Origin of the sequence: Actinomycetospora aeridis, assembly GCF_037400275.1 — a bacterium.
In the GTDB taxonomy this organism is placed as follows: Bacteria; Actinomycetota; Actinomycetes; order Mycobacteriales; family Pseudonocardiaceae; genus Actinomycetospora; species Actinomycetospora aeridis.
Genome location: NZ_JBBEGL010000006.1, coordinates 431299 through 456819, shown reverse-complemented (window position 1 = coordinate 456819; position 25521 = coordinate 431299). Strand labels below are relative to the sequence as shown.

The 25521-nt window shown below is 75.4% G+C and carries 24 protein-coding genes; 13 read left to right on the top strand and 11 right to left on the bottom strand.

What is annotated here, in order from left to right:
* The first annotated feature begins 66 nt into the window (after window positions 1–66).
* The 3 genes from WCD41_RS23425 to WCD41_RS23415 all read left to right on the top strand — a co-directional run bounded on the left by WCD41_RS23425 (window position 67) and on the right by WCD41_RS23415 (window position 2624).
* Window positions 67–750, top strand: coding sequence for a TetR/AcrR family transcriptional regulator (locus WCD41_RS23425; protein WP_337716969.1), 684 nt, complete (start codon window positions 67–69; stop codon window positions 748–750).
* The gene (locus tag WCD41_RS23420; RefSeq protein WP_337716967.1) at window positions 747–1931 is read left to right on the top strand and encodes a cytochrome P450; all 1185 of its coding nucleotides are present in this window, start codon (window positions 747–749) and stop codon (window positions 1929–1931) included. Before WCD41_RS23425 ends, WCD41_RS23420 begins: the two co-directional genes overlap by 4 nt.
* A 66-nt stretch (window positions 1932–1997) precedes the next feature.
* On the top strand, window positions 1998–2624 hold the full coding sequence (locus WCD41_RS23415) for a thermonuclease family protein (RefSeq protein ID WP_337716965.1): 627 nt from the start codon (window positions 1998–2000) through the stop codon (window positions 2622–2624).
* A gap of 63 nt (window positions 2625–2687) precedes the next feature.
* Here WCD41_RS23415 and WCD41_RS23410 read toward each other — a convergent pair whose 3' ends face one another.
* A complete protein-coding gene (locus tag WCD41_RS23410) occupies window positions 2688–4079 on the bottom strand; it encodes an FAD-binding oxidoreductase (RefSeq protein WP_337716963.1) in 1392 nt (463 codons plus the stop codon).
* Window positions 4080–4187: 108 nt separating this feature from the next.
* On the opposite strand from WCD41_RS23410, the gene WCD41_RS23405 reads away from it, so the two are divergent.
* The 3 genes from WCD41_RS23405 to WCD41_RS23395 are packed head-to-tail and all read left to right on the top strand — an operon-like array spanning window position 4188 to window position 6170.
* Window positions 4188–4769 carry a superoxide dismutase gene (locus WCD41_RS23405; RefSeq protein ID WP_337716961.1) on the top strand — a complete coding sequence of 194 codons (582 nt, stop codon included), beginning with the start codon at window positions 4188–4190 and terminating at the stop codon, window positions 4767–4769.
* A 25-nt stretch (window positions 4770–4794) separates the two neighbouring features.
* A complete protein-coding gene (locus WCD41_RS23400; RefSeq protein WP_337716959.1) occupies window positions 4795–5145 on the top strand; it encodes a hypothetical protein in 351 nt (116 codons plus the stop codon).
* A 17-nt stretch (window positions 5146–5162) separates the two neighbouring features.
* Window positions 5163–6170 (top strand): NAD(P)-dependent alcohol dehydrogenase, encoded by a 1008-nt coding sequence (locus tag WCD41_RS23395; RefSeq protein ID WP_337716957.1) that lies wholly within the window; start codon window positions 5163–5165, stop codon window positions 6168–6170.
* A gap of 48 nt (window positions 6171–6218) precedes the next feature.
* On the opposite strand, the gene WCD41_RS23390 is transcribed toward WCD41_RS23395, so the two are convergent.
* Together WCD41_RS23390 and WCD41_RS23385 are read right to left on the bottom strand one after the other, a co-directional pair.
* The gene (locus tag WCD41_RS23390) at window positions 6219–6899 is read right to left on the bottom strand and encodes a hypothetical protein (protein WP_337716955.1); all 681 of its coding nucleotides are present in this window, start codon (window positions 6897–6899) and stop codon (window positions 6219–6221) included.
* 94 nt (window positions 6900–6993) lie between these two features.
* The gene (locus tag WCD41_RS23385) at window positions 6994–8415 is read right to left on the bottom strand and encodes a dihydrolipoyl dehydrogenase family protein (protein WP_337716953.1); all 1422 of its coding nucleotides are present in this window, start codon (window positions 8413–8415) and stop codon (window positions 6994–6996) included.
* Between the two features lie 42 nt (window positions 8416–8457).
* On the opposite strand from WCD41_RS23385, the gene WCD41_RS23380 reads away from it, so the two are divergent.
* Entirely contained in the window at window positions 8458–9387 is a 930-nt protein-coding gene (locus tag WCD41_RS23380; protein ID WP_337716951.1) for an SDR family NAD(P)-dependent oxidoreductase, read from the top strand.
* A 59-nt stretch (window positions 9388–9446) separates the two neighbouring features.
* Here the strand turns inward: WCD41_RS23380 and WCD41_RS23375 are convergent, their stop codons facing one another.
* Window positions 9447–9770 (bottom strand): YrhK family protein, encoded by a 324-nt coding sequence (locus WCD41_RS23375; protein WP_337716949.1) that lies wholly within the window; start codon window positions 9768–9770, stop codon window positions 9447–9449.
* A gap of 187 nt (window positions 9771–9957) precedes the next feature.
* On the opposite strand from WCD41_RS23375, the gene fdh reads away from it, so the two are divergent.
* Window positions 9958–13215, top strand: a complete 3258-nt coding sequence (fdh, locus tag WCD41_RS23370; RefSeq protein ID WP_337717023.1) for a formate dehydrogenase — start codon at window positions 9958–9960, stop codon at window positions 13213–13215.
* Here fdh and WCD41_RS23365 read toward each other — a convergent pair.
* Window positions 13212–13868: an OmpA family protein gene (locus WCD41_RS23365; protein ID WP_337716947.1), complete on the bottom strand. Its 657-nt coding sequence runs from the start codon at window positions 13866–13868 to the stop codon at window positions 13212–13214. The genes fdh and WCD41_RS23365 overlap by 4 nt on opposite strands.
* Window positions 13869–14050: 182 nt before the next feature.
* Between WCD41_RS23365 and WCD41_RS23360 the strand changes: the two genes are divergently transcribed.
* Window positions 14051–15064: an ornithine cyclodeaminase gene (locus tag WCD41_RS23360; protein WP_337716945.1), complete on the top strand. Its 1014-nt coding sequence runs from the start codon at window positions 14051–14053 to the stop codon at window positions 15062–15064.
* Window positions 15065–15126: 62 nt separating this feature from the next.
* Here the strand turns inward: WCD41_RS23360 and WCD41_RS23355 are convergent, their stop codons facing one another.
* On the bottom strand, window positions 15127–15561 hold the full coding sequence (locus WCD41_RS23355; protein WP_337716943.1) for a GlcG/HbpS family heme-binding protein: 435 nt from the start codon (window positions 15559–15561) through the stop codon (window positions 15127–15129).
* Between the two features lie 230 nt (window positions 15562–15791).
* On the opposite strand from WCD41_RS23355, the gene WCD41_RS23350 reads away from it, so the two are divergent.
* Genes WCD41_RS23350 through WCD41_RS23340 form a run of 3 tightly spaced genes read left to right on the top strand, consistent with a single transcriptional unit; the run spans window position 15792 to window position 18894 of the window.
* Window positions 15792–17495: a SpoIIE family protein phosphatase gene (locus WCD41_RS23350; RefSeq protein ID WP_337716941.1), complete on the top strand. Its 1704-nt coding sequence runs from the start codon at window positions 15792–15794 to the stop codon at window positions 17493–17495.
* On the top strand, window positions 17492–18565 hold the full coding sequence (locus WCD41_RS23345) for a cobalamin B12-binding domain-containing protein (protein WP_337716939.1): 1074 nt from the start codon (window positions 17492–17494) through the stop codon (window positions 18563–18565). Before WCD41_RS23350 ends, WCD41_RS23345 begins: the two co-directional genes overlap by 4 nt.
* A 23-nt stretch (window positions 18566–18588) precedes the next feature.
* Entirely contained in the window at window positions 18589–18894 is a 306-nt protein-coding gene (locus WCD41_RS23340) for an STAS domain-containing protein (RefSeq protein ID WP_337716937.1), read from the top strand.
* Between the two features lie 69 nt (window positions 18895–18963).
* Here WCD41_RS23340 and WCD41_RS23335 read toward each other — a convergent pair whose 3' ends face one another.
* Entirely contained in the window at window positions 18964–19671 is a 708-nt protein-coding gene (locus WCD41_RS23335; RefSeq protein ID WP_337716935.1) for a DUF998 domain-containing protein, read from the bottom strand.
* 88 nt (window positions 19672–19759) lie between these two features.
* Here WCD41_RS23335 and WCD41_RS23330 point away from each other — a divergent pair, with 88 nt between their 5' ends.
* Window positions 19760–20410, top strand: coding sequence for a TetR/AcrR family transcriptional regulator (locus WCD41_RS23330; protein ID WP_337716933.1), 651 nt, complete (start codon window positions 19760–19762; stop codon window positions 20408–20410).
* Here the strand turns inward: WCD41_RS23330 and WCD41_RS23325 are convergent.
* From WCD41_RS23325 to WCD41_RS23310, 4 genes are all read right to left on the bottom strand, one after another.
* The gene (locus tag WCD41_RS23325; RefSeq protein WP_337716931.1) at window positions 20407–21459 is read right to left on the bottom strand and encodes an alpha/beta fold hydrolase; all 1053 of its coding nucleotides are present in this window, start codon (window positions 21457–21459) and stop codon (window positions 20407–20409) included. The two genes, WCD41_RS23330 and WCD41_RS23325, sit on opposite strands and share 4 nt — an antisense overlap.
* Window positions 21459–23072, bottom strand: a complete 1614-nt coding sequence (locus WCD41_RS23320; RefSeq protein ID WP_337716928.1) for an acyl-CoA dehydrogenase family protein — start codon at window positions 23070–23072, stop codon at window positions 21459–21461. The genes WCD41_RS23325 and WCD41_RS23320 overlap by 1 nt, the downstream gene beginning before the upstream one ends.
* On the bottom strand, window positions 23056–23802 hold the full coding sequence (locus WCD41_RS23315) for a Crp/Fnr family transcriptional regulator (RefSeq protein ID WP_337716926.1): 747 nt from the start codon (window positions 23800–23802) through the stop codon (window positions 23056–23058). The genes WCD41_RS23320 and WCD41_RS23315 overlap by 17 nt, the downstream gene beginning before the upstream one ends.
* A gap of 66 nt (window positions 23803–23868) precedes the next feature.
* Window positions 23869–25353: a class I SAM-dependent methyltransferase gene (locus WCD41_RS23310; RefSeq protein ID WP_337716923.1), complete on the bottom strand. Its 1485-nt coding sequence runs from the start codon at window positions 25351–25353 to the stop codon at window positions 23869–23871.
* Between the last annotated feature and the right edge of the window lie 168 nt (window positions 25354–25521).

Here is a 25521-nt window from a genome sequence, read left to right as displayed (position 1 = left end):
TCGCCGGCGGCCTAGCGTGACTCGTGACCAGATGAGAAATCTGGTCACGAGTCGGAGGAGGTCCCGGTGGGCCGGGTGACGCAGATGCTGGACGCGGCGGGGGAGCTGCTGCTCGCCCACGGCTACCGGCGGGTCACCGTCGACGACGTCGCCCGCCGCGCCGGCGTCGGCAAGGGCACCGTGTACCTGCACTTCGCCAGCAAGCTCGACCTGTTCGCCGGGGTGCTCGTGCGCGACAGCATCGAGATCACGCGCGACCTGCTGGCCGCGCTGCGGGCGGACCCGGGGGAGGCCGCGCTCGGCACGACCATGCGCTCGACCTTCCTCGCCGTGCACCGCCGTCCGCTGAGCCGCGCGCTGCACGCCGGGGACGTCGAGCAGCTCGGCGCGGTGGTCACGGACACGAAGGCGGGCCTCGAGGTCGTCACCGACAAGTCCGACTTCGCGCGCGAGCACTTCGCGCTGCTCCACCGCCACGGGCTGCTCGCCGACGACCCGGCGTCGTCACCCGACCTGCACTACCGCCTCCACGCCGCCGCCATCGGCTTCTTCCTCGACGACCTCGTCCCGGCCGGCGCCGGGATGGACCTCACGGCCCGGGCGGACGCCCTCGCCGCCGTCGTCCGGGCGGGGTTCGCCCCGCCCGGCGAGCCCGACCCGGCCGCCCTCGCCGCGGCGGCGCCCGAGCTCGCCGCGCTCTACGAGCACACCGTCCACCACCTCACCGCGGCCCTCCCGGAGGAGCCATGACCACGACCGCACTCGACCGCGACCTGCCTCCCGACATCGCCGACCTGCCCGCGACGCTCGACTGGCTCGCCCACCTCCGTGCCGACGCCCCCATCTGGCGCGACCGCTACGGCATGCACCACATCACCCGCGCCGCGGACGTCGAGGTCGTGCTGCGCGACACCGCGACGTTCAGCTCCGACTTCTCGGCGGTGATGCCCGGCTCGGAGAAGATGACCAAGGGCATGCTCACGCGGCTCGACCCGCCGGAGCACGGGGCGCTGCGCCACCTCGTCTCCGCGTCGTTCACGCCGAAGCGGGTCGCCGGGCTCGAGCCGCGGATCCGGGAGCTGACGCGGGAGATGCTGCCCGACCCTCCCGCGACGTTCGACCTCGTCGACGCCCTCGCGTTCCCGCTGCCGGTCACCGTGATCGCCGAGATGCTCGGGCTCCCGGCGGCCGACCGCGGACGCTTCCGGGCCTGGGCCGACGGGTTGTTCTCGCTCCAGGTCGAGGACCCGAAGGAGGCGATGGACGACCCCACGGTCCGCGATACGATGGGGGAGATCACCGGCTACCTCGGCGACTGGTGCCGGACCCGGCGCGCGGACCCCGTCGACGACCTCATCTCGGCGCTGGTCACCACCGAGGTCGACGGCCGGGTCCTCGACGACGAGGAGGCCGCCAACTTCTCGATGCTGCTGCTGTTCGCGGGGCACATCACGACGACGCTGCTGCTCGGCAACGCGGTCCGGGTGCTCGACGCCCAGCCGGGCGCGTGGGAGGCGCTGCGGGCCGACCCGGCGAGCATCCCGGCGACGATCGAGGAGGTGCTGCGGCTGCGCCCGTCGTTCCCGCTGACCGCGCGGGCCACCACCCGCGACGTCGAGATCGCGGGCACCGTCGTGCCGGCGCGATCGATCGTCGTGCCCTGGCTGCTCTCGGCCACCCACGACCCCGAGGCCCACCCGGACCCCGAACGCTTCGACCCGACGCGCCCCGGCATCGGCGGCGGCGCGCAGACGGCGTTCGGGCACGGCATCCACTTCTGCCTCGGCGCCCCGCTCGCCCGGCTCGAGGCGCGCGTCGCGCTCGAGGAGATGACCGCTCGCTACGCTGGGCTGTCCGTGGGCGAGGGGGACCAGCGGCCGTACACGGGTCGTGTGCTCGGCACACGCCGTCTCCCGGTCGTCGCGACCTGAACGGGTGAGCCCCGGTCCTAGTGACCGAGCGTCGATTACCCATCACGATGGGTCACCATGTGGGGCGTGTCCCGCGTCGCGCTCGCCCGCCTCCTGCTCGGTCTGGCCGCCGCCGTCTGCGCCACGGCGGCCGCGGTGACGCTCGCGAGCGCGCCGGTGCCGGCCGTGGCCCCCGCGCCGGATCCGGCGGCGGCGCTGAGCGTCCCCGAGGCGCGCCCGGAGGGCGAGCGCGTGGTGGTGGCCCGGGTCGTCGACGCCGTCACCTTCGACGTCCGCCTGCCCGACGGCGGCCCGATCGTGCGGGTGCGCGCGCTCGGGGTGCAGCCGCCGGGCGCGTGCTACGGCGAGCAGGCCACCTCGTTCGCCTCCCGGGTGCTCGACCGCCGCGCGGTCCGGCTCGCGGGCGGGGCGACCGACCGCTTCGACCGCCGCCTCGCCGCGGTCACCCTCGACGGCGGCGGCGACTACGGCGTCCTCGCGGCCGAGGCGGGCATCGCCCGTGCCTACCCCGCCGACGCCGCCCCGGAGGCCATGCCCCCGATCCGCGCCGCCCAGGACCGCGCCCGCAGCGCCGAGCGCGGGGTGTGGGGCGCGCCGTGCCGCGGCGCCGCGACCGCGGACACCCCGGCGTCCGGGTCCGCCGAGGCGACGGAGTCGACGAGTTCCGAGGGTTCCGGCGGTTCCGGGTCCTAGCGAGGCACGGGGTGTCTCAGCCTGGCGGCCACGCTGACGTCCATCGTCAGGAAAGCCCCCAGCTCAGATCACCTTGCCGGGGTTGAGGATCCCGTGCGGGTCGAGGGCCGCCTTGACCGCGCGCTGCATCGCGAGCACCTCGGGCGCCTGCTCACGCTCGAGACCGTCGCGCTTGAGCAGCCCCACGCCGTGCTCGCCGGTGACGGTGCCGCCGAGGGCGAGGGCATCGGTGAGGATCTCCTCGAACGCCTCCTGCGCCCGGCGCCGGGCCGGCTCGTCGCCGATCGGCGTGATCAGCAACGGGTGCAGGTTGCCGTCGCCGGCGTGGGCGATGTTGGCGATCGTGGTCCCGTGCCGGCGCCCGATCTCCTGGATGCGCCCGAGCATCTCGGGCACCGCGGCGCGGGGCACGCACACGTCCTCGGTGAGCACCGGGCCGAGCCGCTCCAGCGCCGGATAGGCCAGGCGCCGCGCCGCGAACAGCGCCTCGGCCTCCTCGGCGTCGGCGGCCTGCGCCGCGAACGTCGCGCCGGCGGCCTCGAAGTGCCGCAGCATCTCGCCGGCCTCGGCGTCGCCGGCCGCGCCCGGCGCGTCGGAGCGGCCCAGCAGCACGACGTCCGCCTCCGCCGCGAGCCCCATGTTCTTCCACGCGTCGACGGCCTCGAGGCACGTCCGGTCGACGAGCTCGAGCGCCGACGGGGTGAGCCCGGCGGCGGTGATCGCGGCGACGGCGCGCCCCGCGTCGACGACCGAGTCGAAGTAGCCGGCGACGGTGTGCTCGGGCGCGCGGGCGGGGCGCAGCTTCACCGTCACCTCGGTGATCACCCCGAGGGTGCCCTCGGACCCGACCATCAGCCCGGCGAGGTCGAGCCCCGCGACACCCTTGGCGGTGCGCCGCCCGAGCCGGACCAGCTCGCCGAGCCCGTTGACGACCTGCATCCCGAGCACGTAGTCGCGCGTGACGCCGTACTTGACGCAGCACAGCCCGCCGGCGTTGGTGGCGACGTTGCCGCCGATCGTCGACCAGGGCGAGCTCGCCGGGTCCGGCGGGTACCAGAGGCCCTGCTCGGCGCACACCGCGCGCAGGTCGTCGTTGACCACCCCGGGCTGGACGACCGCGAGCCGCTCGGCGCCGTCGATCTCGAGCACCTGCGTCATGTGCTCGGTCGAGAGCACGACGCTGCCCTCGGTCGCGTTCGCCCCGCCCGACAGGCCGGTCCCCGCGCCGCGGGGCACCACGGGCGTGCGGTGCTCGAGGCACGCCCGCACGACGCTCTGGATCTCCGCGGCGGTGCGGGGACGCACCACGGCCAGCGGCACGGCGTGCGGCGCCCACTCGGCGTCGTCGTGGGCGTAGCTCGCCAGGACGTCCGGGTCGTCGATCACCCGCCCGGGCGGCAGGGCGCCCACCAGCGCACCCACGACGGCGGCGGACGGTGCGGCAGCGATGCTCATGGGGCTCCTCGTCCGGCTCGGTCCCGTCCACGGTAGCCCCGGAACGGGTGCGACACGCCGGGTCGTCGAGCGGCGACCGCGGGTGTCCGGACTGCCAGGATCGCCGCCGTGCCGCGCCCGCTCGCCCGCCGTGCCCCGCTCGCCCTCCTGCTCGGCGCGACCGCCCTCGTCGCCTCCTGTTCCGGGACGATCGCGCAGGCCGCGGCCCCGCTCGTCACCCAGGGCGTGCTCGCCGCGAACGGTCCGGCGGTCACCTACGACCCCGCCGCGGCGCCCGTCGGCGCGCGGGTCGCCGTCCACGTGACCCCGCACCGCGGTGCGACGACCGCGACGTTCCGCGTCGAGGGGATGGTGCCGGACCGCGGCTACGCGGTGCACGCGCACGTCCGGCCGTGCGGCCCCACCGGCGCGGACGCCGGCCCGCACCACCAGGACCGCATCGACCCGGCGGCGACCCCGCAGAAGCCCTCCGCCGACCCCGCCTACGCCAACCCCCGCAACGAGATCTGGCTCGACCTGCGCACCGACGCGACGGGCGCGGGCACGGCGACGACGACCGTGCCGTTCGCGTTCACCGACCGGGCGCCCGAGTCCGTCGTGATCCACGAGAAGGAGATGACGGCGACCGCGCACGGCCAGGCGGGCACCGCCGGGGGACGTCTCGCGTGTCTCACCTCGGTGTGGCGGTGATCGTCGCGGGTTAGCGTCGCGGGCGATGAGCGCCACCCTCACCGTCTGCCGCGACTGCTGCTGCGGCACCGCCCGCAAGCACCCCGGCGTCGACCACGCCGCCCAGCTCGCGCGGTTCCGGGCCGCCGCCCCGGTCCGTGTCAGCGACTGCCTGGACGCCTGCGCCTACTCGAACGTCGTGGTCGTCTCGCCGTCGAAGGCCGGGCGGGCCGCGGGCGCGCGCCCGGTGTGGCTGTTCGGGGTGCTCGACGCCGAGACCGAGGACGAGGTGACCGCCTGGATCGAGGCCGGCGGCCCCGGGATCGCCGACCCGCCGGGGTTGCTCGACCTGCGCATCTTCACGCCGGCGCGGAGGATCCGGTCCGCGGTGACGTAGGCGGACAGGGAGGCACCATGAGCGCCGAGCAGCGGGTGGCCGTGCTCCACGAGCCCGAGCGGATGAGCGTCGAGACCCGGCCGGTGCCGGCGCCCGGACCCGGCGACGTGCAGGTCGCGGTGCGGGCGGTGACCGTGTGCGGCTCCGACGTGCACTACTACGACCACGGGCGCATCGGCGGGTTCGTCATGCACGGACCGCTCGTGCTCGGCCACGAGACGTCGGGCGTGGTCAGCGCGGTCGGCGAGGGCGTCGACGCCCCGGCCGTCGGCACCCGCGTGGCGGTGGAACCGCAGCGCAACTGCGGGCGCTGCGAGCAGTGCGCCCGCGGGCGCTACCACCTGTGCCCGTGGATCTCGTTCTTCGCGACGCCGCCGGTGGACGGGTCGTTCGCGCAGTACGTGACGGTGCCGGCCGGGCGCGCACACCCCGTGCCGGACGCGCTCTCCGACGACGCCGCCGCCATGATCGAGCCGCTGGCCGTGGCGGTGCACGCGGTCGGCAAGGCCGACGTCGGACCGGGCACGCGGGTGTTCGTCAGCGGGGGCGGCCCGGTCGGGCTGCTGTGCCTGCAGGTGGCGCGGGCCCGGGGCGCGGCGCGCGTGACGGTCTCGGACCCCGTGGCGCGACGCCGCGAGGTGGCGCTGGCGTTCGGGGCCGACGCGGTCGTGGACCCGGGCGAGGGGGTCGAGATCGAGCCCGTCGACGTCGTCCTCGAGTGCACCGGGGTCCAGGCCGCGGTCGACGCCGCGGTCTCCGCGACCGCACCGGCCGCGACCGTCGTGCTCGTCGGCACGGGCGCGCAGGTGACGCTGCCGCTGGACGTCGTGCAGGGCCGCGAGCTCGTGATCAAGGGGACGTTCCGCTACGCGCACGTCTACCCGGCCGCGATCGCGATGGCGGCGTCCGGGGCGGTGCGGCTCGACGAGATGGTGACCTCGCACCACGGCCTCGACGGCGCGGTCGACGCGCTGCTCGCCGCGCGCCGTGACCCGGACGCCATCAAGGCCGTGGTCCGGCCCTGACGTGCATGATCTCCTGAGCCATGGCTCAGGAGATCACGCACGTGGAGGTCACGCCGCCAGGCTCGTGACGGCGTCGCCGGCGCGGCGGGCGATGCCGCGCAGCTGGTCGCCCGGGCGCTGCTGCTCGCCGGCCTGGGCCGACAGCACGACCAGGGCACCGGTCAGCGCGGGCACGGCGACCTGCAGGACGCGCAGCTGGCGCTGGGCCGAGGCGACGTCCATGGGCAGCTGCTGGGCCGCGGCGCTGGTCGCCTGGCCGGCGCGCTTGTCGGCCTCGCGGGCGAGCTCACCGGCGTTGGTGGCGCCGCCCTGGCCGGCCGTGGCGCCGGGGACGTGGGACGTCGTCCGCGACGACACCCCGTTGTCGGCGTGGACCACCGCGTCCTCGATCTTCTTGCCGACGAGGCGCGTGTAGACCGACGCGGCGACGGCGGCACCGGTCAGCGCGAGCTTGGCCGTCGCGGTGCCGGTGTGGCCCTTCTGCGCCACCGCGCGCTTGCGGTTCTCCGCCAGCAGTCCGAGCCCGCCGACGGCGTGCACGGCGATCGCGGCGGAATTGACCGGGCTCCACTTGGCCCAGCCGATGCTCTCCAGCTTGTCCGCGGTGCGGCGGTCGCCCGCCTCCTCGGCGGCGGCGTTCAGCCCGGTCAGGCCGAACAGCGAACCGCCGAACCAGGCGGCGAGGCCGACGTCGTGCAGGGCGCGGAGGGTGGTGTTGCGCGTGCTCATGGAGCTCCCTTGTCTCGGGGGTGCGAGGGCTGGGGGCTCAACCCGATGGGTCCGGCGTATCCGGTGGTCGCGGTCCGCACGCGTGGCGCACGCGTCACAGGCCGTACGTTTCGAGCAGGCGCAGCCAGACCTCGCTCATCGTCGGGAACGACGGGACGGCGTGCCACAGCCGCTCGAGCGTCACCTCGCCGACCACCATCACCGTCGCCGCGTGCAGCATGTCGGTGACGTCCTGGCCGACCAGGGTGGCGCCGACGATCACCCGACGCTCGCGGTCCACGACGATCGTCGCCAGCCCCGAGTACCCGTCGGCCTGCAGCGCCCCGCCGGCCGTCGAGCCGATGTCGTAGCTGACGACGTCCACGGGCAGGCCCGCGTCCCGGGCGGCCGCCTCGGTGAGGCCCACCGAGGCGACCTGCGGGTCGGTGAACACGACCTGGGTGACGGCCGTGCGCTCGGCGGTCGTGGTGGTCTTCGCGTACGGCCGGTCGAGGCCGTCGGTCTCGCCCTTCGAGCGGGCGACGATCACGTCGGCGCAGGCGCGGGCCTGGTACTTGCCCATGTGCGTGAGCTTCGCGCGGTCGGTGCAGTCACCGACGGCGTGCAGCCATCCGCCCTCGACGGCCGTGACGAGCGTGGTGTCGTCGACGGCGAGCACGTCGCCGTCGGAGAGCCCGACGGTGTCGAGCCCGAGGCCGCTCGTGCCCGGGCGGCGTCCGGCGGCGACGACGAACTCGTCGGCGTCCACGGTCGTGCCGTCGTCGAGGTCGGCGTGGACGGTGGACCCGTCGCGCCGGACCGCGCGCAGCGACGTGCCAAGGCGGACGTCGGCGCCGTCGTCGCGCAGGGAGGCGAGGACGCGCTCGCCGGCGCTCGGCTCCATCGTCGGCAGCAGGCGCTCGCCGTGCTGCACGAGCGTCACCGACGAGCCCAGCCGCTGCCAGGCCGTGGCGAGCTCGCAGCCGACCGCGCCGCCACCGAGGACGATCATCGAGCCGGGGACCCGCGGAGCGGACGTCGCCTCGCGGTTGGTCCAGGCGCCGACGTCCTCGATGCCGTCGACGGGCGGCAGCGTCGGCGCGCTGCCGGTAGCGACGACGACTGCGCGGGTAGCCGCCAGCGCCGTGGTCGTGCCGTCGGCGTGGTCCACCTCCACGCGCCGGTCGCCGGCGAGACGCCCCCGGCCCCGCACCAGCAACGCGCCGGTGCTGCCGATCCAGTCCGCCTGGGAGGAGTCGTCGAAGTGCTCGGTGAAGTCGTCACGACGGGCGAGGACCGCGTCCGTGTCGAGGAGAGCGGTCCCGACGCCGGGCATGCGCCCGGCCGCCGCACGGACCTCGACGGGCCGCAGCAGGGCCTTGCTCGGCATGCAGGCCCAGTAGGAGCACTCGCCCCCGGCACGTTCCGCCTCGACGATGGCGACGGAGAGCCCGGCGCGGGCGACGCGGTCGGCGACGTTCTCGCCGGCGGGCCCGGCGCCGAGCACGATGACGTCGATGTCCTGGGTGGTGGTCACGGCGCTGGGGCTGCCACGGGCCACGGTGACCGGAAACGTCCGGTGGCCCTGGTGCTGGGCGCGAGCCGCGGGCTCGGGTTCCTGCTCGCGCAGGAGCTCGGGCGGCGGGGGCACGACCTCGCCGTCGTGGCCCGCTCGTCGGACGGGCTCGACGCGGCCCGGCCCGACCTGGAGGCGACCGGCGCGCGAGTGCTGACGCTGCCGGCGGACCTGGCGTCGCGGCCGGGCGCCGAGTCCGTCGTCGAGGCGGCGGACCGGTTCTTCGGTCGGCTCGACGTCGTCGTCGCGAACGCCGGGATCATCCAGGTCGCCCCGCTGCGGGCGCTGGCGGCCGACGACCTGGCCGCCGCCCACGACGCGATCTTCTGGAGCGCGGTGCACCCGGTGCTGGCCGCGCTGCCGGTGCTGCGCCGCGGCGGGGCCGGGCGCATCGTGGTGATCACGTCGATCGGCGGGAAGATCCCGACCCCGCGCCTGCTGCCGTACACCGCGGCCAAGTTCGCCACCGTCGGCTTCGCCGAGTCGCTGCGCACGGAGGCGGGGCGCGACGGGATCACGGTGACGACGGTCGTGCCCGGGCTCATGCGCACCGGCTCGACGCGCAACGCGCTCGTCGGCGGCGACCGGGAGGCCGAACTGCGCTGGTTCACGACGCTCGCGTCGCTGCCGTTGCTGTCGATGGACGCCGGGGCCGCGGCGCGGCGGATCGTCGAGGGCGGGCTCGCCGGGCGCCCCGAGGTCGTGCTGACCCCGGCGGCCAAGGTGGGGCTGCGCGTGCACGGGCTCGCGCCGGGGCTGACGCAGCGGATGCTCGCGCTGGTCGACCGGCTGCTCCCGGCGCCGGGCGACGACCCGCCGCAGCCCGGCCACACGCTGCCCGAGCAGCCGTGGTGGCAGCGGCTGCTGACGACGCTCGACCGCCGCGCCGCCGTCCGCCACCACGAGCTCGACGACGAGATCCCGCGCCGCTGAGCCGACCGGGCCATGTGAGCGAACTTTGGTGCTATAGCCCCGAAGTTCGCTCACATGGGTCAGAAGTCCCGCGCCACCTCGTTGGGCGTGCCGCGCGTCAGGCTGCGCAGCTGGATGCGGCGGAAGAGCCGGATCGTCGGCCGGATGCCCAGCATCGCGCTGCCGATCACGAACAGGGTCACGCCCAGGTTGAACAGCTCGTGCCAGTAGAACGCGACGCTGCCGACGGTGAAGAAGATGAAGATCCCGATGTCGTTGACGATGCTGAGCAGCTCGTAGCGCTGGCGCAGCACCAGCTCCTGGTTGCCGAGGGTCAGCGTGATGGTCCCGCCCTCGTGCCCGGCGTCGGGGTCCTCGGTGTCGTTGCTCGTGTCCTGGCTCATCGATCCTCCTCGGTGTCGGGGCGATCGCTCGCCGGCGTGACCTACGAAGTGGGTGAAACGGGACCCGGACAAACCTCGGCCCCACACCGCTCGCGTTGCGGGGCGGCGGGGTCGGTGACACCGTTCGTCCACCGGTTCACCCACGGGAGCCGCCCACCACCCCGATCTCGGAGGGCCTCCCGTGAGCCTGCCGCGTCGTGCCGCGGACCTCGTCCGCCGATGGCCGTTGTTCCGCCAGCTCACCGGGCCCGACCCCCTGGGTCGCGGCGCCGCCGTCGAGTCGAACGGCCCCGGCGTCCACGCCCGGACCGCCGACGCCGACGCCGTGACCCGGTCGGTCTGCCCCTTCTGCGCCGTCGGCTGCGGTCAGAAGATCTACAGCCGCGAGGGCCGGGTGACCCACATCGAGGGCGACCCCGACTCGCCCATCAGCCGCGGACGGCTCTGCCCGCGCGGGTCGTCGAGCCTGTCGCTGGTCACCTCGCCGAGCCGGATCACCCGCGTGCGCTACCGGCGCCCGCACGGCACCGAGTGGGAGGACCTCGAGCTCGGGACGGCGATGGACATGATCGCCGACCGGATCGTCGCGTCCCGCGCCCGCACCTGGGAGGACACCGACGACGAGGGGCGGCTGCTGCGGCGCACCCTCGGCTTCGCGCACCTCGGCGGCGCCACCCTGGACAACGAGGAGAACTACCTCCTCAAGAAGCTCTACACCGCGCTCGGCGCCGTCCAGGTGGAGAACCAGGCGCGCATTTGACACAGCTCCACCGTCCCCGGTCTGGGGACCAGCTTCGGGCGCGGCGGCGCCACCAACACCCAGCAGGACATCGCGCAGGCCGACTGCGTCGTCCTCGAGGGCTCGAACATGGCCGAGGCGCACCCGGTCGGCTTCCAGTGGGTGATGGAGGCGAAGGCCCGCGGGGCGCAGATCATCCACGTCGACCCCCGGTTCACGCGCACCAGCGCCGTCGCCGACGCCCACGTGCCGATCCGTCCCGGCACGGACATCGCCTTCCTCGGCGGCCTGATCAACCACGTGCTGACCCACGGCAAGGACTTCCGCGAGTACGTCGTCGCCTACACCAACGCGCCGATGCTGCTCCGCGAGGACTTCGTCGACGCCGGGGACGACGACGGCCTGTTCTCCGGCTGGGACCCGGAGACGCGCAGCTACGACACCTCGACCTGGCAGTACGAGGGCACCGAGGTCGCGGCCGCCTCCGGTGACCGGGACGCCTGGGACAGCGACGCCCATCAGCCCGAGATGCGCCGCGAGTCGCACCGCATCACCCACCTGCTGGGCCAGTCGGAGGGCGCGGGCTCGGGCGGCGCGAACTTCTCCGGCGAGCCCGTCCGCGACGACACGCTGACCCACCCGCGCTGCGTCTACCAGGTGCTCAAGCGTCACTTCGCCCGCTACACCCCCGAGATGGTCTCGTCGGTCTGCGGGATGTCACCCGCCCAGTTCACCCGGGTCGCCGAGGCGATCTGCGCGAACTCGGGCCGCGAGCGCACCACGATGTGGGTCTACTCGGTGGGCTGGACCCAGCACACCGTCGGCGTGCAGTACATCCGCTGCGCCTCGATCCTCCAGGGCCTGCTGGGCAACATCGGCCGCCCCGGCGGCGGGATCATGGCGCTGCGCGGGCACGCCACGATCCAGGGCTCGACCGACATCCCGACGCTCTACGACCTGCTGCCGGGCTACATCCCGATGCCGCACGCCCACCAGCAGATGTCGCTGGCGGACTTCGTCGAGGCCGACTCCGCGGCCAAGGGCTTCTGGGGCAACATGCCCGCGTACATGGTCAGCCTGCTCAAGGCGTGGTTCGGCGACGCGGCGACCGCCGAGAACGACTGGTGCTTCGACCTGATGCCGCGCATCACCGGCGACCACAGCACCTTCACGACGGTGCTCAACATGATCGACCAGAAGTGCGAGGGCTACCTCGTGCTGGGCGAGAACCCCGCCGTCGGGACGACCAACTCCAAGCAGCAGCGCCTCGGGCTCGCCGCCCTGGACTGGCTCGTCGTGCGCGACCTGCAGGAGATCGAGACCGCCACGTTCTGGCGCGACGGCCCGGAGATCGAGACCGGCGAGCTGCGCACCGAGGACATCGGCACCGAGGTGTTCCTGCTGCCCGCGGCCACGCACGTCGAGAAGGCCGGGTCGTTCACCAACACCCAGCGGCTGCTGCAGTGGCGCCACCAGGCCGTCGAGCCGCCCGGCGACGCCCGCAGCGACCTGTGGTTCGTCCACGAGCTGGGCCGGCGGATCCGGGCGAAGGTCGCCGGGTCCGGCCTCGAGCGCGACGCCGCCATCCACGCGCTGACCTGGGACTACCCTACCGAGGGCGTGCACGGCGACCCGGACGCGCACGCGGTGCTGCGGGAGATCAGCGGCGTCGGCGCCGACGGGACACCGGTGTCGGGCTACACGGCCCTGCGCGACGACGGCTCGACGTCCTGCGGCTGCTGGATCTACTCGGGCGTCTACGCCGACGGCGTCAACCAGGCCGCGCGCCGGGAGCCCGCCGGCGGGGAGAGCCCCGCGGCGCTGGAGTGGGGCTGGGCCTGGCCGATGAACCGGCGCCTGCTCTACAACCGGGCCTCCGCCGACCCCGAGGGCCGACCGTGGAGCGAGCGCAAGGCCTACGTGTGGTGGGACGAGGGGGCGCAGCGCTGGACCGGCCACGACGTGCCCGACTTCGAGGTCGACAAGCCGCCGTCGTACCGGCCGCCGCAAGGCGCGGTCGCGCAGGACGCGATCGGCGGCGACGAGCCGTTCATCATGCAGGCCGACGGGCGGGTGTGGCTCTACGCGCCGACGGGGCTCGCGGACGGGCCACTGCCGGTGCACTACGAGCCGGAGGAGGCGCCGAGCCGCAACGCGCTGCACCCGCGGACGCGCGCCAACCCCGCGCGGGAGCGGTTCGTCCGCGACGACAACCCCTACAACCCGTCGGACCACCAGCCCGGCTCCGAGGTGTTCCCGTTCGCGTTCACGACGTTCCGCATCGCCGAGCACCACACGGCCGGCGGGATGAGCCGGTGGACGCCCTACCTCGCGGAGCTCGCGCCCGAGATGTTCGTCGAGGTCTCGCCGGCGCTGGCCGCCGAGCGGGGGCTCGAGCACACGGGATGGGCGACGATCGTCACGGCACGGTCGGCGATCGAGGCCCGCGTCATGGTCACCGAGCGGATGAAGCCGCTGCACATCGACGGCCGGCGGGTCCACCAGGTCGGGCTGCCGTGGCACTGGGGGCCGAACGGGCTGGTCACCGGCGACGCCGCCAACGAGATCATCGGCATCTCGCTGGACCCGAACGTCCACATCATGGACACGAAGACCGGGACCTGCGACGTCGTCCCCGGGCGCCGTCCGCGGGGGCCGGAGCTGCTGTCGTTCGTGGACGGCTACCGGCGGCGGGCGGGCATCTAGCCGACCCGGATCTCCACGCGACGGCTGGCCTCGAGGGAGCCGAGCGGGTCCGCGGGCCCGACACCGACGGCGGTCAGGCTCCCGGCGGGCACCCCGGCGTCCTCGAGCAGGCGCACGACCTCCTCGGCGCGGCGCTGCGAGAGCGCCTGCGCGTCACCGGTGTCCTCGCCCGCCGGGGCGGTGTGGCCCTCGACGGTGACCGGCGGCCCGGGCGTGGCCCGCAGCACGGCGGCGACGCGGGAGACGGCCGCGGAGGCGTCGGCGCCGGGCGTCGCGCTGTCGGCGGGGAAGCGCAGCGGGGCGGCGGCGAGGATCTCGTCGATCGTGGACTGGAGCACGGCGGCGTCGGGGCCGGTGCGCGACGGCGGGCGGGTGCCGCCGGCGGGGACGGCGCCGGGCTGCGGGCCGGGTTGCGTGCCGGGCTGCTCCGCCGCCGTCGGGGTGGGCGCCGGGTCCGGCGGACGGGTCAGCGCGAACGCCACGGCCCCGCCGGCGAGCAGCAGGACGACCAGGGCGAGCAGCACCGGGAGGCGGCGGCGCCGGTCGCCGGGTGCCGCGTGCGTCCCGCCGCCGGCCGGGCCGCGCCCGCCCCACCAGTGCGCGCCGCCGGGCGCGCCGGTGACGCGCCCGCGGTGGTGCCCGCCGCCAGTCACCGCCCGCCACCTCCTCCGTGTCGTGACGCACTGTGCCCGGTGGACCGCGCGACGCGCCCGGATTCGGACAGATTCCGCCCGGACGGCCGTGCGCACGCTGCGTCAACCGGCCCATGTGAGCGATCTCCGGTGCTATGACACCGAAGTTCGCTCACATAGGGGGAGTGGGAGGATCGCCCGCCGTGACGAACCCCGGCGCCGAACCGGCCCTGCGCGTGCTGCGCCGCGACGACGTGCTGGCCGCGGCCGCCGACGTCGACCCGGTGGCGAGCGTGCGGGCCACGCTCCTCGCCCACGCCCGGGGGGCGACGACCCTGCCGGATGAGGCCTACCTGCCCTGGCACACCGATTCGGGCGCGTTCGCCCGCAGCCTCGCGCTGCCCGGCGCCGTGTGGGGCGACCGGCCGGCGGTGGGCCTCAAGGTGATCAACTCGAGCCTCGACAACCCGGGTCGCGGACTGCCCCGGGCCCAGGGCTGGACGTTCCTGTTCGACCCCGACACCGCCCGGCCCGTCGCCATGCTCGAGGCCGCCTGGATCTCGGCGACCCGGACCGCGGCCTACACCGTGCTCTCGGCGCGCCTGCTCGCCGCGCCGGGCGTCGACCGGATCGCCGTGCTGGGCTGCGGGGCGCTCGCCGAGACCCACCTCGACCTGCTCGGCGTCGAGTACCCCGACGCCTCGGTCGTCGTCCACGACCTCGACCCCGCCCGGGCCCGCGCGCTGGCGGCCCTGCGCCGGGCCGACGTCACCGACGACCCGCGCGCCGCCGTCGACGGCGCGGGCCTCGTCGTCTGCACCACGACGACCACCACCGGCTACCTGGCGCTCGACTGGCTCGCGCCCGGCGCGCTGGTGGCCCACGTGTCGCTCGACGACGTGCTGCCCGGGGTCGTCACGGGCGCCGACCTCGTCGTCGTCGACGACTGGGACCTCGTCGCCGCCGACGACCGCCGCCTGCTGGGCCGGATGCTGCGCGAGGGCACGCTCGCCGCGCCGGGGGAGAGCAGGCCGGGGGCGCGCACGGTCGACGCGACGATGGCCGACTGCGTCGCCGGCACCCACCCCGGCCGGGCCCGCGCCACCGACGTCGTCCTGTCCAACCCGTTCGGGATGGGCGTGCTCGACGTGGCCCTGGCCGCCGACGTCCACGACGCGGCCCTCGCCCGTGACCTGGGCACGATCATCGAGCCCTAGTCCGACCGCCATATGTGAGTGGACTTCGGGCCTATAGCCCCGAAGTCCACTCACATGGGCCGCTACTCCCCGCCCGTGCGGGGCGTCAGGCCGGCGGCGCGGATGCCGGCGACGACGGCCTCCTCGTCGGCCAGGGACGCGTCGCCGCTGGCCCCGGCCGCGCCGAGCAGCGTGCCGGCGTCGTCGTGGACGAACACCCCGCCCGGCACCGAGAACACCTTGCCGCCGGCCAGGGACGACACCGAGGTGAAGAACTCCGCCGAGTCGGCGGCCCGCGCGGCGATGGCCCGGCTGTCCATCCCGAGCGCGAGCACCCCGTAGGCCTTGGCCGTCGCGACGTCCGGGCGCAGGAAACCGGACCCGTCCTCGCGCCCGAGCGCCACCAGCGCCCCGCCCGGGTCGAGCACCGCCACGGTCAGCGGCTTGAACCCCTGCGCGCGGGCGTGCGCGAGGGCGGCGGACACGATGCTCTGGGCCTGCTCGAGGGTGATGCTCATGGCCGCCCGGTACCCCTCCGGAGCACACGTCTCACACCGGGCGTCGCGCAGGGACGATCATCGGTCGGCGACACCAGGCCCGTCCGGGTGACACCTGACCGGCCGTCCGGCGTCGACCACCGCTCGTCCGCGGTCACCGACGGTTCACCGTCCGACACGCCGCGGGTCGGGACGGGCGCGGCGATGGTCGACTACGTTGGCCGCGACCGTCACGGAGGGAGGGGACGGCCATGGAGCGCAGCCACGGCGCCCCGACACGTGGCGAGGCCCGAGCCCCCGAGGTCACGCCCGACACCGAGCCCGTCACGCCCCCACCGGTCGCCGGTCCCGGCCTGCTCGAGGGCCTCGAGGAGGGCGTGGTCGTCTGCGACCGCCTCGGTGTCGTCCGCGCCGCCAACCCCGCCGCCCGCGACCTGCTGCCGGGCCTGCGCGTCGGCGAGGTCGTCGACGTCGCCCGCTGCGAGGTCCTCGCCCGCGCGGTGCGCGACGGCGGCCCGGACGGGTTCGAGACCGTCGTCGAGCACCCCGCCGGGGAGCGCCACCTGCGCGGTCGCCGCGGCCCGACCCTCGACCCGAATCCGCCGCCGCCGCAGCCGCAGGACGGGGACACCACCTGGTACCTGCGCGACGTCACCGGCGAGCACGCCCGCGCCGACACGCTGCTCGCGGCCCAGGAGCGGGCCGCCTTCCTCGCCGAGGCCGGGCGGGCCCTGCACGGCGTCCTGCACCTCGACCGCACCGCGCGGCGCGTCGTCGCGCTCGCGGTGCCCCGCCTCGCGGCCCGGGCCACGCTCGTCGTGCGCCACGACGACACCGTCACCTGGGCCGCCGCCGAGCTCGGTGGCGGACGCCCGCGGGTGGGCCGGCTCGGCGCCACCGACCTCGCCCGCGTCCCGGCGCTCGCCGCCGCCCTGGCGGGCGAGTGCGCCGGGAGCCCCTGGCTCGCCGAGGAGCTGGCCGGCCTCACCGGCCTCGAGCCGGCGACCGGGCCCGTCCGCGCCTGCCCGGTGCCGATCACGGGCGTCGTCGACGCCCTAGTGCTGCTGACGGACCCGCGCAGCGCCGACGGTGAGACCTCCGACGACCCGCTCACGACCGCCGAGGAGGACCTGCTGTCCTCCTACGTCGCCCGCGCGGGCACCGCACTCGCCGCGGCCGCCCTCCACGAGGAGCAGGCCCACCTCGGCGCCGTCCTGCAGGAGAGCCTCGCCGCGCCCCGCCTGCCGTCCACCCCGGGCATCGCGTGGGGCGCGGCCTACCGTCCGGCGCGCGAGACGATGCGCGTCGGCGGCGACTTCTACGAGGTGGTCGGCGGCCGGACCGAGGACGCGCCCGCCGCGTTCCTGCTCGGCGACGTCTGCGGCAAGGGCATCGAGGCCGCGGTCCTCTCGGGACGCGTGCGCCAGTCGTGGCACGCCCTGCGCCTGCTCGAGGACCGCCCCGGCCGCCTGCTGACCCTGCTCAACACCGCCCTGCTCGACGCCGTCGCCACCCGCGACGAGAGCCCCCGCTTCGCGACGATGGTGCTCGGCGACGCCCGCCCGACCGGCGACGGCTCGGTCGCGCTGCGCCTCGCGACGGGCGGGCACCCGCCGCCGCTGATCCTGCGTGCGGACGGCGAGGTCGAGCCCGTCGCGGTGTCCGGGATGCTCGTCGGCGGCATCCGCGAGGCCCGGTTCGGCGAGGCCGAGGTGGTGCTCGCGCCGGGCGACACCTGCCTGCTCTACAGCGACGGCGTCGTCGAGGCCCGCGGACCCGGCGACTTCTTCGGCGAGGAGCGGCTCGCCGCGGTCCTGCCGCGCTGCGCGGGGGCGCCGGCGCCGGTGCTCTGCGAGCAGCTCGAGCAGACCGTCGTGGCGTGGCTCGACGGCCACGACCACGACGACGTCGCGATGCTCGCGATCCAGGCCCCGTCATCGAGGAGTGTGGCGTGACGACGGCGTCCCCGCCCAGCACCGACCCGGGCGCCCTGCGCGCCGCCTACCTGGAACGCCTCGCCGACGCCGACGAACCCGGCGCGGTCGCCGTCGCCCTCGACGCCCTCGACGCGGGCGCCGACCCCGAGACGGTGCTCCTCGACGTCGTCGCCGGCGCCCAGCGCGAGATCGGCGATCTCTGGGCGTCGGGGGAGTGGACCGTCGTGCAGGAGCACGTCGCGACCCACATCAGCGAGCGCGTGGTCGCGGCGGTCGCCCGCCGCGCCCCCGCCCGACCGCCGGCCGGGCTCGGCACCGTCGCGGTGGCGTGCCTCGACGGCGAGTGGCACGGCCTGCCCGCCCGCCTGCTCGCCGAGGTCCTCGCCCGCCACGGCTGGTCGGTGGAGTTCCTCGGCGCCTCGGTGCCGGCCGCCCAGCTCGCGAGCCACGTCCACCGCGTCGGCCCGGACGTCGTCGCGATCTCCAGCTCGCTGCCCTCACGCCTGCCCGCGGCCCGCCGGATGGTGGAGGCCTGCCGGGCGACGGGGACGCCGGTCCTCGCCGGCGGGGCCGCGTTCGGCGAGGACGGGCGCTGGGCGCGCGCCGTCGGCGCCGACGGGTGGGCCCCGGACGCGCGCGCCGCCGCGGCGATGCTGGCCGCGGACCCGGACGGGCCCTGGTTCGCCGACCGCACCGACGAGGACGCGACCCCCGGGTCGTCGGCCGACCGGTCCGCCCGTGAGGAGCAGGCCGTGCTCCACGCCCGGCGTGGCGAGCTCGTGCACCTCGCCGCGGCCTCCGCCCGAACCGGCATCGAGGAGACGCCCGAGGACCTGGCCGACGACCTCGGGCACCTCGTCGACTTCCTCGCCGCCGCGGTGTTCGTCGACGACCCGTCGCTCTTCGATGGATTCGTCCGGTGGGTCGGCACGGTGTCGATCCCGGAGGGCCTCCGGACGGACGAGGTCGCTCCGGCACTCGACGCACTGGCGGCCGCCTTGGCAGACTCGCCCCGCACCGTCCGGCTCCTCCGCGACGCACGCTCCGCCCTCGGGATCGGCGGGGGACCGTCCACTCCGGCTGGTTGAGCGACTGGTTGAGAGGTGGCGCCATGCCCGAGCTGACCATCCGCCACGAGCGCACCGACGGGCAGGCCGTCGTGGCGGTCGGGGGCGACCTCGACTACGACAGCCACGGCCGGCTCGACGACGCCGTCGGTGACGCGCTGGACGACCCGCCCGCGGGCCTCGTGGTCGACCTGGCGGCCGTCACCTACTGCGACTCCTGCGGCCTGCGGGTGCTGCTCGGTGCCCACCGGCGCGCGACCGAGGCCGGGGCGACGTTCGCCCTGCGCGGCGCGCAGGGCCAGCCCGCCCGCGCCCTCAAACTGACGGGGCTGGACCAGGTCCTCGGCTGAGGTGGCTCCGCCTCGTGAGCACTTTCGCGTGCCAGAGCACGCGAAAGTGCTCACGAGCGCGCAGCGCACCTACGCCGGGGTCAGCAGCGGCGTCCGGCGGTAGAGGTCGAGCGAGACGACCGCGAGCCAGACCCACACCAGCAGCAGCGCGACCCAGAAGCCGAGCACCACGGCGGGGCTCGCCGAGCCGGACGCGATGCCGGCGAACGCGACGAGGAACAGCACGCCGGTGACACGCGAGAACCACGCCATCCCCGGTCGCTGGCCCCGCGCGAGCACCAGCGCGCCCGCGACGAGGGCGAGGAACCCGAGGCCGCCGAACACGAGGTGGCCGAGCCCGCCGATGCTGACGGTGCTCGCCGGGCTGTCGGGCGTGCCCGGTGGGTAGCCGTTCATCGGGTCGGCGACGAACACGCCGGCGCCGACCATGCCCACGCCGAACGCGCCGACCAGGCGGGGGCCCCACGTCGCCCCGGGCCCGCCGCCGAGCACCCGCAGGGCCCGCGCCATCCCGACGGCCGCAGCGAGGACCATCAGCCCGGTCAGCACCAGGTTGACGATCTGGATCCAGCCCCACGGCCCCGCCGCCAGGAGGCTCAGGTCGTGGCGGGCGAGGTCGAAGCCGTCGCGGGTGAGGGCCTGGGCGAGCCCGACGACGACGTAGAACGGGCCGGCGACCAGGCCGTAGCCGAGCAGCGAGCGGGTGATCGCCGCGTGACGGTCGGCGTCGCCGCGCCCGACGAGCGGGCTGCCGGAGGGACCGGTGGGGCGGGACATGGTGACCTCACTGGACTGATCGGTACCGAACTGAGAACCGCACGGTACTGCTCCTGGTACCGTACCGTCCAGGCTGGAGGTGGTCGCCGTGGACGACGGTCTGCTCGTGCGGGTCGGCTCCGGGCCCTCGCCGGCGGGCGACGCCGGCGGGAAGCGCGCGGCGATCGTCCGGGCGGCCACCGAGCTGTTCCTGGCCCACGGCTACCAGGGCACGCGCACCGAGCAGATCGCCGCGGCCGCCGCCGTGTCGAAGCAGACCGTCTACCACCAGTTCGGCGACAAGGAGCGCCTGTTCCGCGAGATCGTCCTGGGCACGACGGCCACCGCGGAGGCGTTCACCGCGGAGCTGGTCGGGGCGTTCGCCGACGTCCGCGCGCCCGGGGACGTCGAACCGGCGCTGCGCGCCATGGCGCGGCGCTACCTCGCCGCCGTGATGAACCCGCAGGTCCTGGCCCTGCGACGGCTGGTCATCGGCGAGGCCAGCCGGTTCCCGGACCTCGCGGCCACCTACCACCGCGAGGTGCCGGCGCGGGTGCTCGGCGCCCTCGCGGAGCAGTTCGGCGCCGTCCTGCGTCTCGACGACCCGGCCCGCGCCGCCGCCGACTTCGCCTTCCTCGTGCTCGGCCGCTCGCTGGACGACGGCATGTTCCACGCCGCGATCACCGTCGACGTCGACGCGACCGCGGACCACGCCGTCGACGTCTTCCTCGCCGCTTACCCCCTACGGGGACGGACCTAGCGGACCGACTCCAGGAACGCGAAGAACGTCGCCGACCAGCGGTCCGCGGCGTCGACGTGGGGCCCGTGCCCGGACCCCGTGAAGATCTCCATCTCGGCCCGGCCGCCCGCCGCGCGGTACGCCTCGAGCACGTCGCGGATCTGGCCGACCATGGGCTGCGGTGGGAAGACGTCCGGACCCGGCCAGCCCGGGACGGCCCCGCCCGCCCCCAGCGTGCCGAGCTCCAGCGCCGAGCCGTCGGCGACGACCACGTCGGCGCTGCCGTGGGTCCACAGCACCGGCGGCTTCGGCTCCAGCGTCGGGAGCCACGACCAGTCGCAGTACTTCGGCGACAGCGCGTTGAGCAGCCCGCGCTTGCCCGGCGCCGCGCCCGGCCAGTGCTCCGACGTCGCGGCGTCGCCGGGGTAGCCGTCGTCGGAGATCGTCGTCAGCAGGATCTCGTCGACGAGCACGTCCTCGCGCTCGCGCGGCTCGCGGTGCCCGGCGGCCCAGTAGGTCGCGTTCATGACGTTGCGCGGGGAGAGCGGGCTGTCCTCGCCGCGGTCGCCGTCGCGCAGGCGCGCGACGAACTCGGGGTTGGCCACGCCGGCGCCCGAGCCCGCGAAGTCCGGCCAGCACGGGCTCCCGTCGCGGAACGTGCCCCCGAACCCGTACGGCGCCACGGGGTCGAGGAACGTCAGCGACGCCACCGGCCGCGCGCGGGCCACGAGCGCGATCGCCGCGCCGGCCGTCGACCAGCCGACGAGGTGCGCGAGCCGGTCGATGCCGAGCGCGTCGAGGAAGCCGACGATGTCGTCGGCCCAGTCGCCGAGCCCGCGGGTGGCGTCGATCGGGGCGGCCTCGGAGCGCCCGAAGCAGCGCATGTCGGGCGCGAGGATGCGCCAGCGCTCGGGGGCGCCGGGCATGAGGTGCTCGAAGAACCGGCCCGTGGACAGGTTGCCGTGCACGAACACCACGGGCTCGCCGTCGGCGGGGCCCGACTCGAGGTAGTGGGTGCGGATGCGCCCGTCGACCTCGGCGGCGCGCACGCCGGGCAGGAGGTGGTCCATCAGCTCTCCGTCCTGGGCAGGCGGGTCAGCACCGCGTCGACGTCGACCCCGCGCGGCAGCGTGCCGAACGCGTGTCCGCCGTCGCCGGCGACGCGGGACGCCACGTAGGCGTCGGCGACCGCGGCCGGGGCGCTCCGGACGAGCAGGGCGCCGGAGAGCAGGATCGCCATCCGCTCGGCGAGGCGCCGCGCCGAGCGCTCGTCGGCGTGGGCCAGCTCGCCCTCGACCTCCTTGCGGCCGGCGTCGATCCGGTCGTCGACGCCGGTGACCTCCGCGCGCCACGCCTCGAGCGACGCGGGCTCGCGGGCGAGGACCCGCAGCAGGTCGAGGGCGTTGACGTTGCCCGAGCCCTCCCAGATCGAGTTCAGCGGCGACTCGCGGAACAGCCGCGGCATTCCCGACTCCTCGACGTAGCCGTTGCCGCCGAGGCACTCCAGCGCCTCGCCGACCACGGCCGTCTGGCGCTTGCAGATCCAGTACTTGCCGAGGGTGACGCCGATCCGGCGGAACGCCGCCTCGTGCTCGTCGTGCGGGGCCCGGTCCTGCGCCCCGGCGAGCCGCATCGCGAGCGTGACCGCGGCCTCCGACTCGCACGACAGGTCGGCGAGCACCTCGCGCATCAGCGGCTGGGAGATCAGCGGGCGACCGAACGCCGCGCGGTGCCGGGCGTGGTGGGCCGCGCGGGACACCGCCGCGCGCATCCCGGCCGCCGAGCCGAGGGTGTTGTCGAGCCGCGTGCAGGCGACCATCTCGATGATCGTGCGCACCCCGCGTCCCTCGTCGCCGACGCGCCAGGCGACCGTCTCGTCGAACTCGGGCTCGCTCGAGGCGTTGGACCGGTTGCCGAGCTTGTCCTTGAGGCGCTGGATGCGGAACGTGTTGCGGGTGCCGTCGGGCAGCACCCGCGGCACGAGGAAGCACGTCAGCCCGCCCGGTGCCTGGGCGAGCACGAGGAACAGGTCGCACATCGGCGCGCTGGTGAACCACTTGTGGCCCGTGAGCCGGTAGGTCTCGCCGTCGGGGCGGGCCACGGTGGCGTTGGCGCGCACGTCCGAGCCGCCCTGCTTCTCGGTCATGCCCATGCCCGCGAGCAGGCCGCGCTTGGTCGACGGCTCGCGCAGCCCCGGGTCGTACTCGCGGCTGGTCAGGCCGGGCCCGAACGCGGCGAGCAGCTCCGGGGCGGCACGCAGCGCCGGCAGCACGGCGTAGGTCATCGAGACCGGGCAGCCGTGGCCGGCCTCGACCTGCGACCACGTCAGGAACCCCGCGGCCCGCGCGACGTGGGCGCCGGGCCGGTCGTCCGCCCAGGGAGCGCCGGCGAACCCGCGCCCGACGGCCTCGCTCAGCAGCGCGTGGTAGCCGGGGTCGTAGTCGACCTCGTCGACGCGGTGGCCGACGCGGTCGTGGGTGCGCAGGCGAGGCTCGTGGCGGTGGGCGGCGGCGGCCCACTCCTGCGCGGTCGCCGAGCCGGCGAGCCGCCCGACCGCGTGGAGATCGTCGCGGGCCCGGCCGGCCCCCTCGCGGTCGAGGGCCTCGAGCAGCGGCGGGTCGTCGGCCACGTCGTGGCCGACGAGGTCCGGGACCTGGTTGGTGACCTCATGCGTCGCGGGCACCCGCGGATCCGACCACGCCGCGCGCCCGCGATCCAGGGCCGGGCGCGGGCCCGCCCCGCGCGAGCGCGACGAGACCCGGGTGATCGCGGATCTGGTACACCCCGCGCCCCACCGTCGCGATCATGCCGCGCTGCACGAGGGTGGCCAGGGCCTGGTTCACCGACTGGCGGGCCGCCCCGAGCCGGCTCGCCAGCTCGGCCTGGCGCAGGGTGACGACGACGAGGTCGGAACCGTTCTGGCGGCTGGCCAGCAGGAACTTGGCGACCCGCCGGACCACGGGCAGCGACCCGAGGTCGGTCATCTGCTCGGTGAACGTCTGCAGGCGCTCGGCGATGTGGCGGGCGATGGCGATCCCGAGCTCGCGGTCGGCGTCGAGCATGAACGGCAGCAGCGTCGCGGGCACGCGCAGCAGCCGGGTGTCGTCGAGCAGGCCGCACATGGTGGCGAAGTACGGGATGTCGGCGACCACGTTCTCCAGGCACAGGCTCTCGTGGCGCCGGTCGGTGACGAAGTAGAGCATCGACTCGGAGCCGGTCGGGTGGCCGCGCCACGCCCCGACCCGGCCGCGCAGGAGCACGAAGAACGCGTCGGCCGCGTCGCCCGAGCGGTAGAGCACCGCGTCGCGGGCCAGCGTCACGACCGTCGAGACCCGGGCGACCTCCGCCAGCTGGGCGTGCCCCAGCCGGCGGAACCACTCGATCTCACCGAGATCCTGCACGGTCGCCCGCATGGCCGAACCGTAGCGTTCGTATCGATCAGCGTCGCGGGTTCGGCGGTCGAGATCCGGGAACGGTGCTCAGGACACGCGGGTGCCCCGCAGGCGGCGGAGCGCCCCGCGCCGCAGCCCCTCGCCGACCGAGCGGACCGGGGGCGGCGTCCCGGGCCGGCGGGCGTAGCGCGGCGGCATGCCGAGCACCACCCAGCGGCGCAGCAGCAGCGGGGTCTGCGGGACCGGGCGGCCCTGCGCGATCTCCTCGAACGCGGCGGGGTCGAGGTGCTCGCCGGCCGAGGTGTACGAGCGCATCTGGGCGTTCTCGAACGCGTACCAGGTCGACGGGTACCGGAAGACCAGGTGCACGCCCTCGGGGTCGCGCTCGACGTGGAAGATCGGGTTGATGCCCAGCGCGCCGGCCCCGTGCGGGGTGCACGGCAGCGTGTCGGTGTCGTCGAAGAGCGTCTCGTCGCGCGAGCTCACGAGCGCGAGCCACTTGTGCTCGGCGAGCTCGTCGGGGTCGCGCTCGTCGCGCAGGCGCAGCCCCCGCCCGGCGCGGTAGGCGTCGATCAGCTCGTCCTCGCTGGTGAGGCGCACCGGTGTCCCGTCGACGAGCGCGGCGTACTCCTTCGGCGTGCGCTCGTGGTCGCCGTCGTGCGGCTCGAGGAGGCGGTTGCCGATCCGGTCGAGCACGACGGTGTCGTCGACGGCGACCCGGCGCATCTCGTCAGCTGCACCCTGCTGGTCGTCGAAGAGGTGGAACGCGTCGGAGCACAGCGACGCGGCGAAGGCGTCGTCGGCGAACGGCAGCGCCTCGACGCGGTCGGCGCAGACGAACTCCTGGTCCGGGGCGACGTAGCGCCGGCCGACCCAGAGCTGGAAGAAGTTGCGGTCGACACCGACGGTGCGCAGCGGCTCGTCGCGGGCGCCGAGGTGGTACATGAGGTGCCCGAAGCCGCACGCGAGGTCCAGGACGGCGCCGCGGCCGACCGGCAGGTGGCGGGCGAGCTCGATGGACGCGACGTAGCGCGGCTGGCCGTAGCGGGCGAAGAAGTACGGGAAGATGTCGGACGCGATCCGCTCCGAGGAGCGCGCGTAGCAGAGCTCCATCCAGTCCTGCGCGGTCAGCGACTCGTGGTCGGCGAGCATCGCCGCGACCTCCCCGCGCCGGGCGGCGAGCGCGAGCGTCGGCCACGGCCCGCGCGTGAACGGCAGGCGCAACCGGCGGCGTCCGCCGAGCCCGAACGGCACCGCGGGCGGGAACGTCAGCATCGCGACGAGCGCGTCGAGCCCCCGGTCGTCCTCGAGCATCGCGACCAGCGCGTCGTGGTCCGGGCCCGCGACCTCCGTGCGCCCGGTGACGTGGTCCTGCACGTCGACCCGGCCGTGGCGCACGATCGGGATCGAGTCCAGGACGGGGTGGGTGGAGCACGAGCAGCGCAGCACGCCGAAGCGTCCACCGGCCATCGGCTGGGTGGGCGTGGGCGTGAAGGCGGGCGCCTCCCGGCACTCGGGGCAGCGCAGCACGCCGCGGCCGGGGACGTCGGGGAGCAGTAGGGATTCGGGCATCGCTCTCACTCGGGTCGAAAAGGACGTACTACGTACGGAGTGTCGGGCGAGCCTACGGGAGGCGGAGTGGCGGTTGGCACATCCGGCGCTCCTGCTTCACCCGCACGGCCCCGCGATCCCACCCGGCCGGGGGGCCGACCCCGGGCCCCTTGTCCGCCACCGGGTGAC

Coding starts and splice junctions, on each gene's coding strand:
- WCD41_RS23310 (WP_337716923.1), bottom strand. CDS start 25,353: ATGCCCGAATCCCTACTGCTCCCCGACGTCCCCGGCCGCGGCGTGCTG.
- WCD41_RS23410 (WP_337716963.1), bottom strand. CDS start 4,079: ATGAGCATCGCTGCCGCACCGTCCGCCGCCGTCGTGGGTGCGCTGGTG.
- WCD41_RS23315 (WP_337716926.1), bottom strand. CDS start 23,802: ATGCGGGCGACCGTGCAGGATCTCGGTGAGATCGAGTGGTTCCGCCGG.
- WCD41_RS23335 (WP_337716935.1), bottom strand. CDS start 19,671: ATGTCCCGCCCCACCGGTCCCTCCGGCAGCCCGCTCGTCGGGCGCGGC.
- WCD41_RS23400 (WP_337716959.1), top strand. CDS start 4,795: ATGAGCGCCACCCTCACCGTCTGCCGCGACTGCTGCTGCGGCACCGCC.
- WCD41_RS23340 (WP_337716937.1), top strand. CDS start 18,589: ATGCCCGAGCTGACCATCCGCCACGAGCGCACCGACGGGCAGGCCGTC.
- WCD41_RS23325 (WP_337716931.1), bottom strand. CDS start 21,459: ATGGACCACCTCCTGCCCGGCGTGCGCGCCGCCGAGGTCGACGGGCGC.
- WCD41_RS23350 (WP_337716941.1), top strand. CDS start 15,792: ATGGAGCGCAGCCACGGCGCCCCGACACGTGGCGAGGCCCGAGCCCCC.
- WCD41_RS23355 (WP_337716943.1), bottom strand. CDS start 15,561: ATGAGCATCACCCTCGAGCAGGCCCAGAGCATCGTGTCCGCCGCCCTC.
- WCD41_RS23390 (WP_337716955.1), bottom strand. CDS start 6,899: ATGAGCACGCGCAACACCACCCTCCGCGCCCTGCACGACGTCGGCCTC.
- WCD41_RS23420 (WP_337716967.1), top strand. CDS start 747: ATGACCACGACCGCACTCGACCGCGACCTGCCTCCCGACATCGCCGAC.
- WCD41_RS23375 (WP_337716949.1), bottom strand. CDS start 9,770: ATGAGCCAGGACACGAGCAACGACACCGAGGACCCCGACGCCGGGCAC.
- WCD41_RS23395 (WP_337716957.1), top strand. CDS start 5,163: ATGAGCGCCGAGCAGCGGGTGGCCGTGCTCCACGAGCCCGAGCGGATG.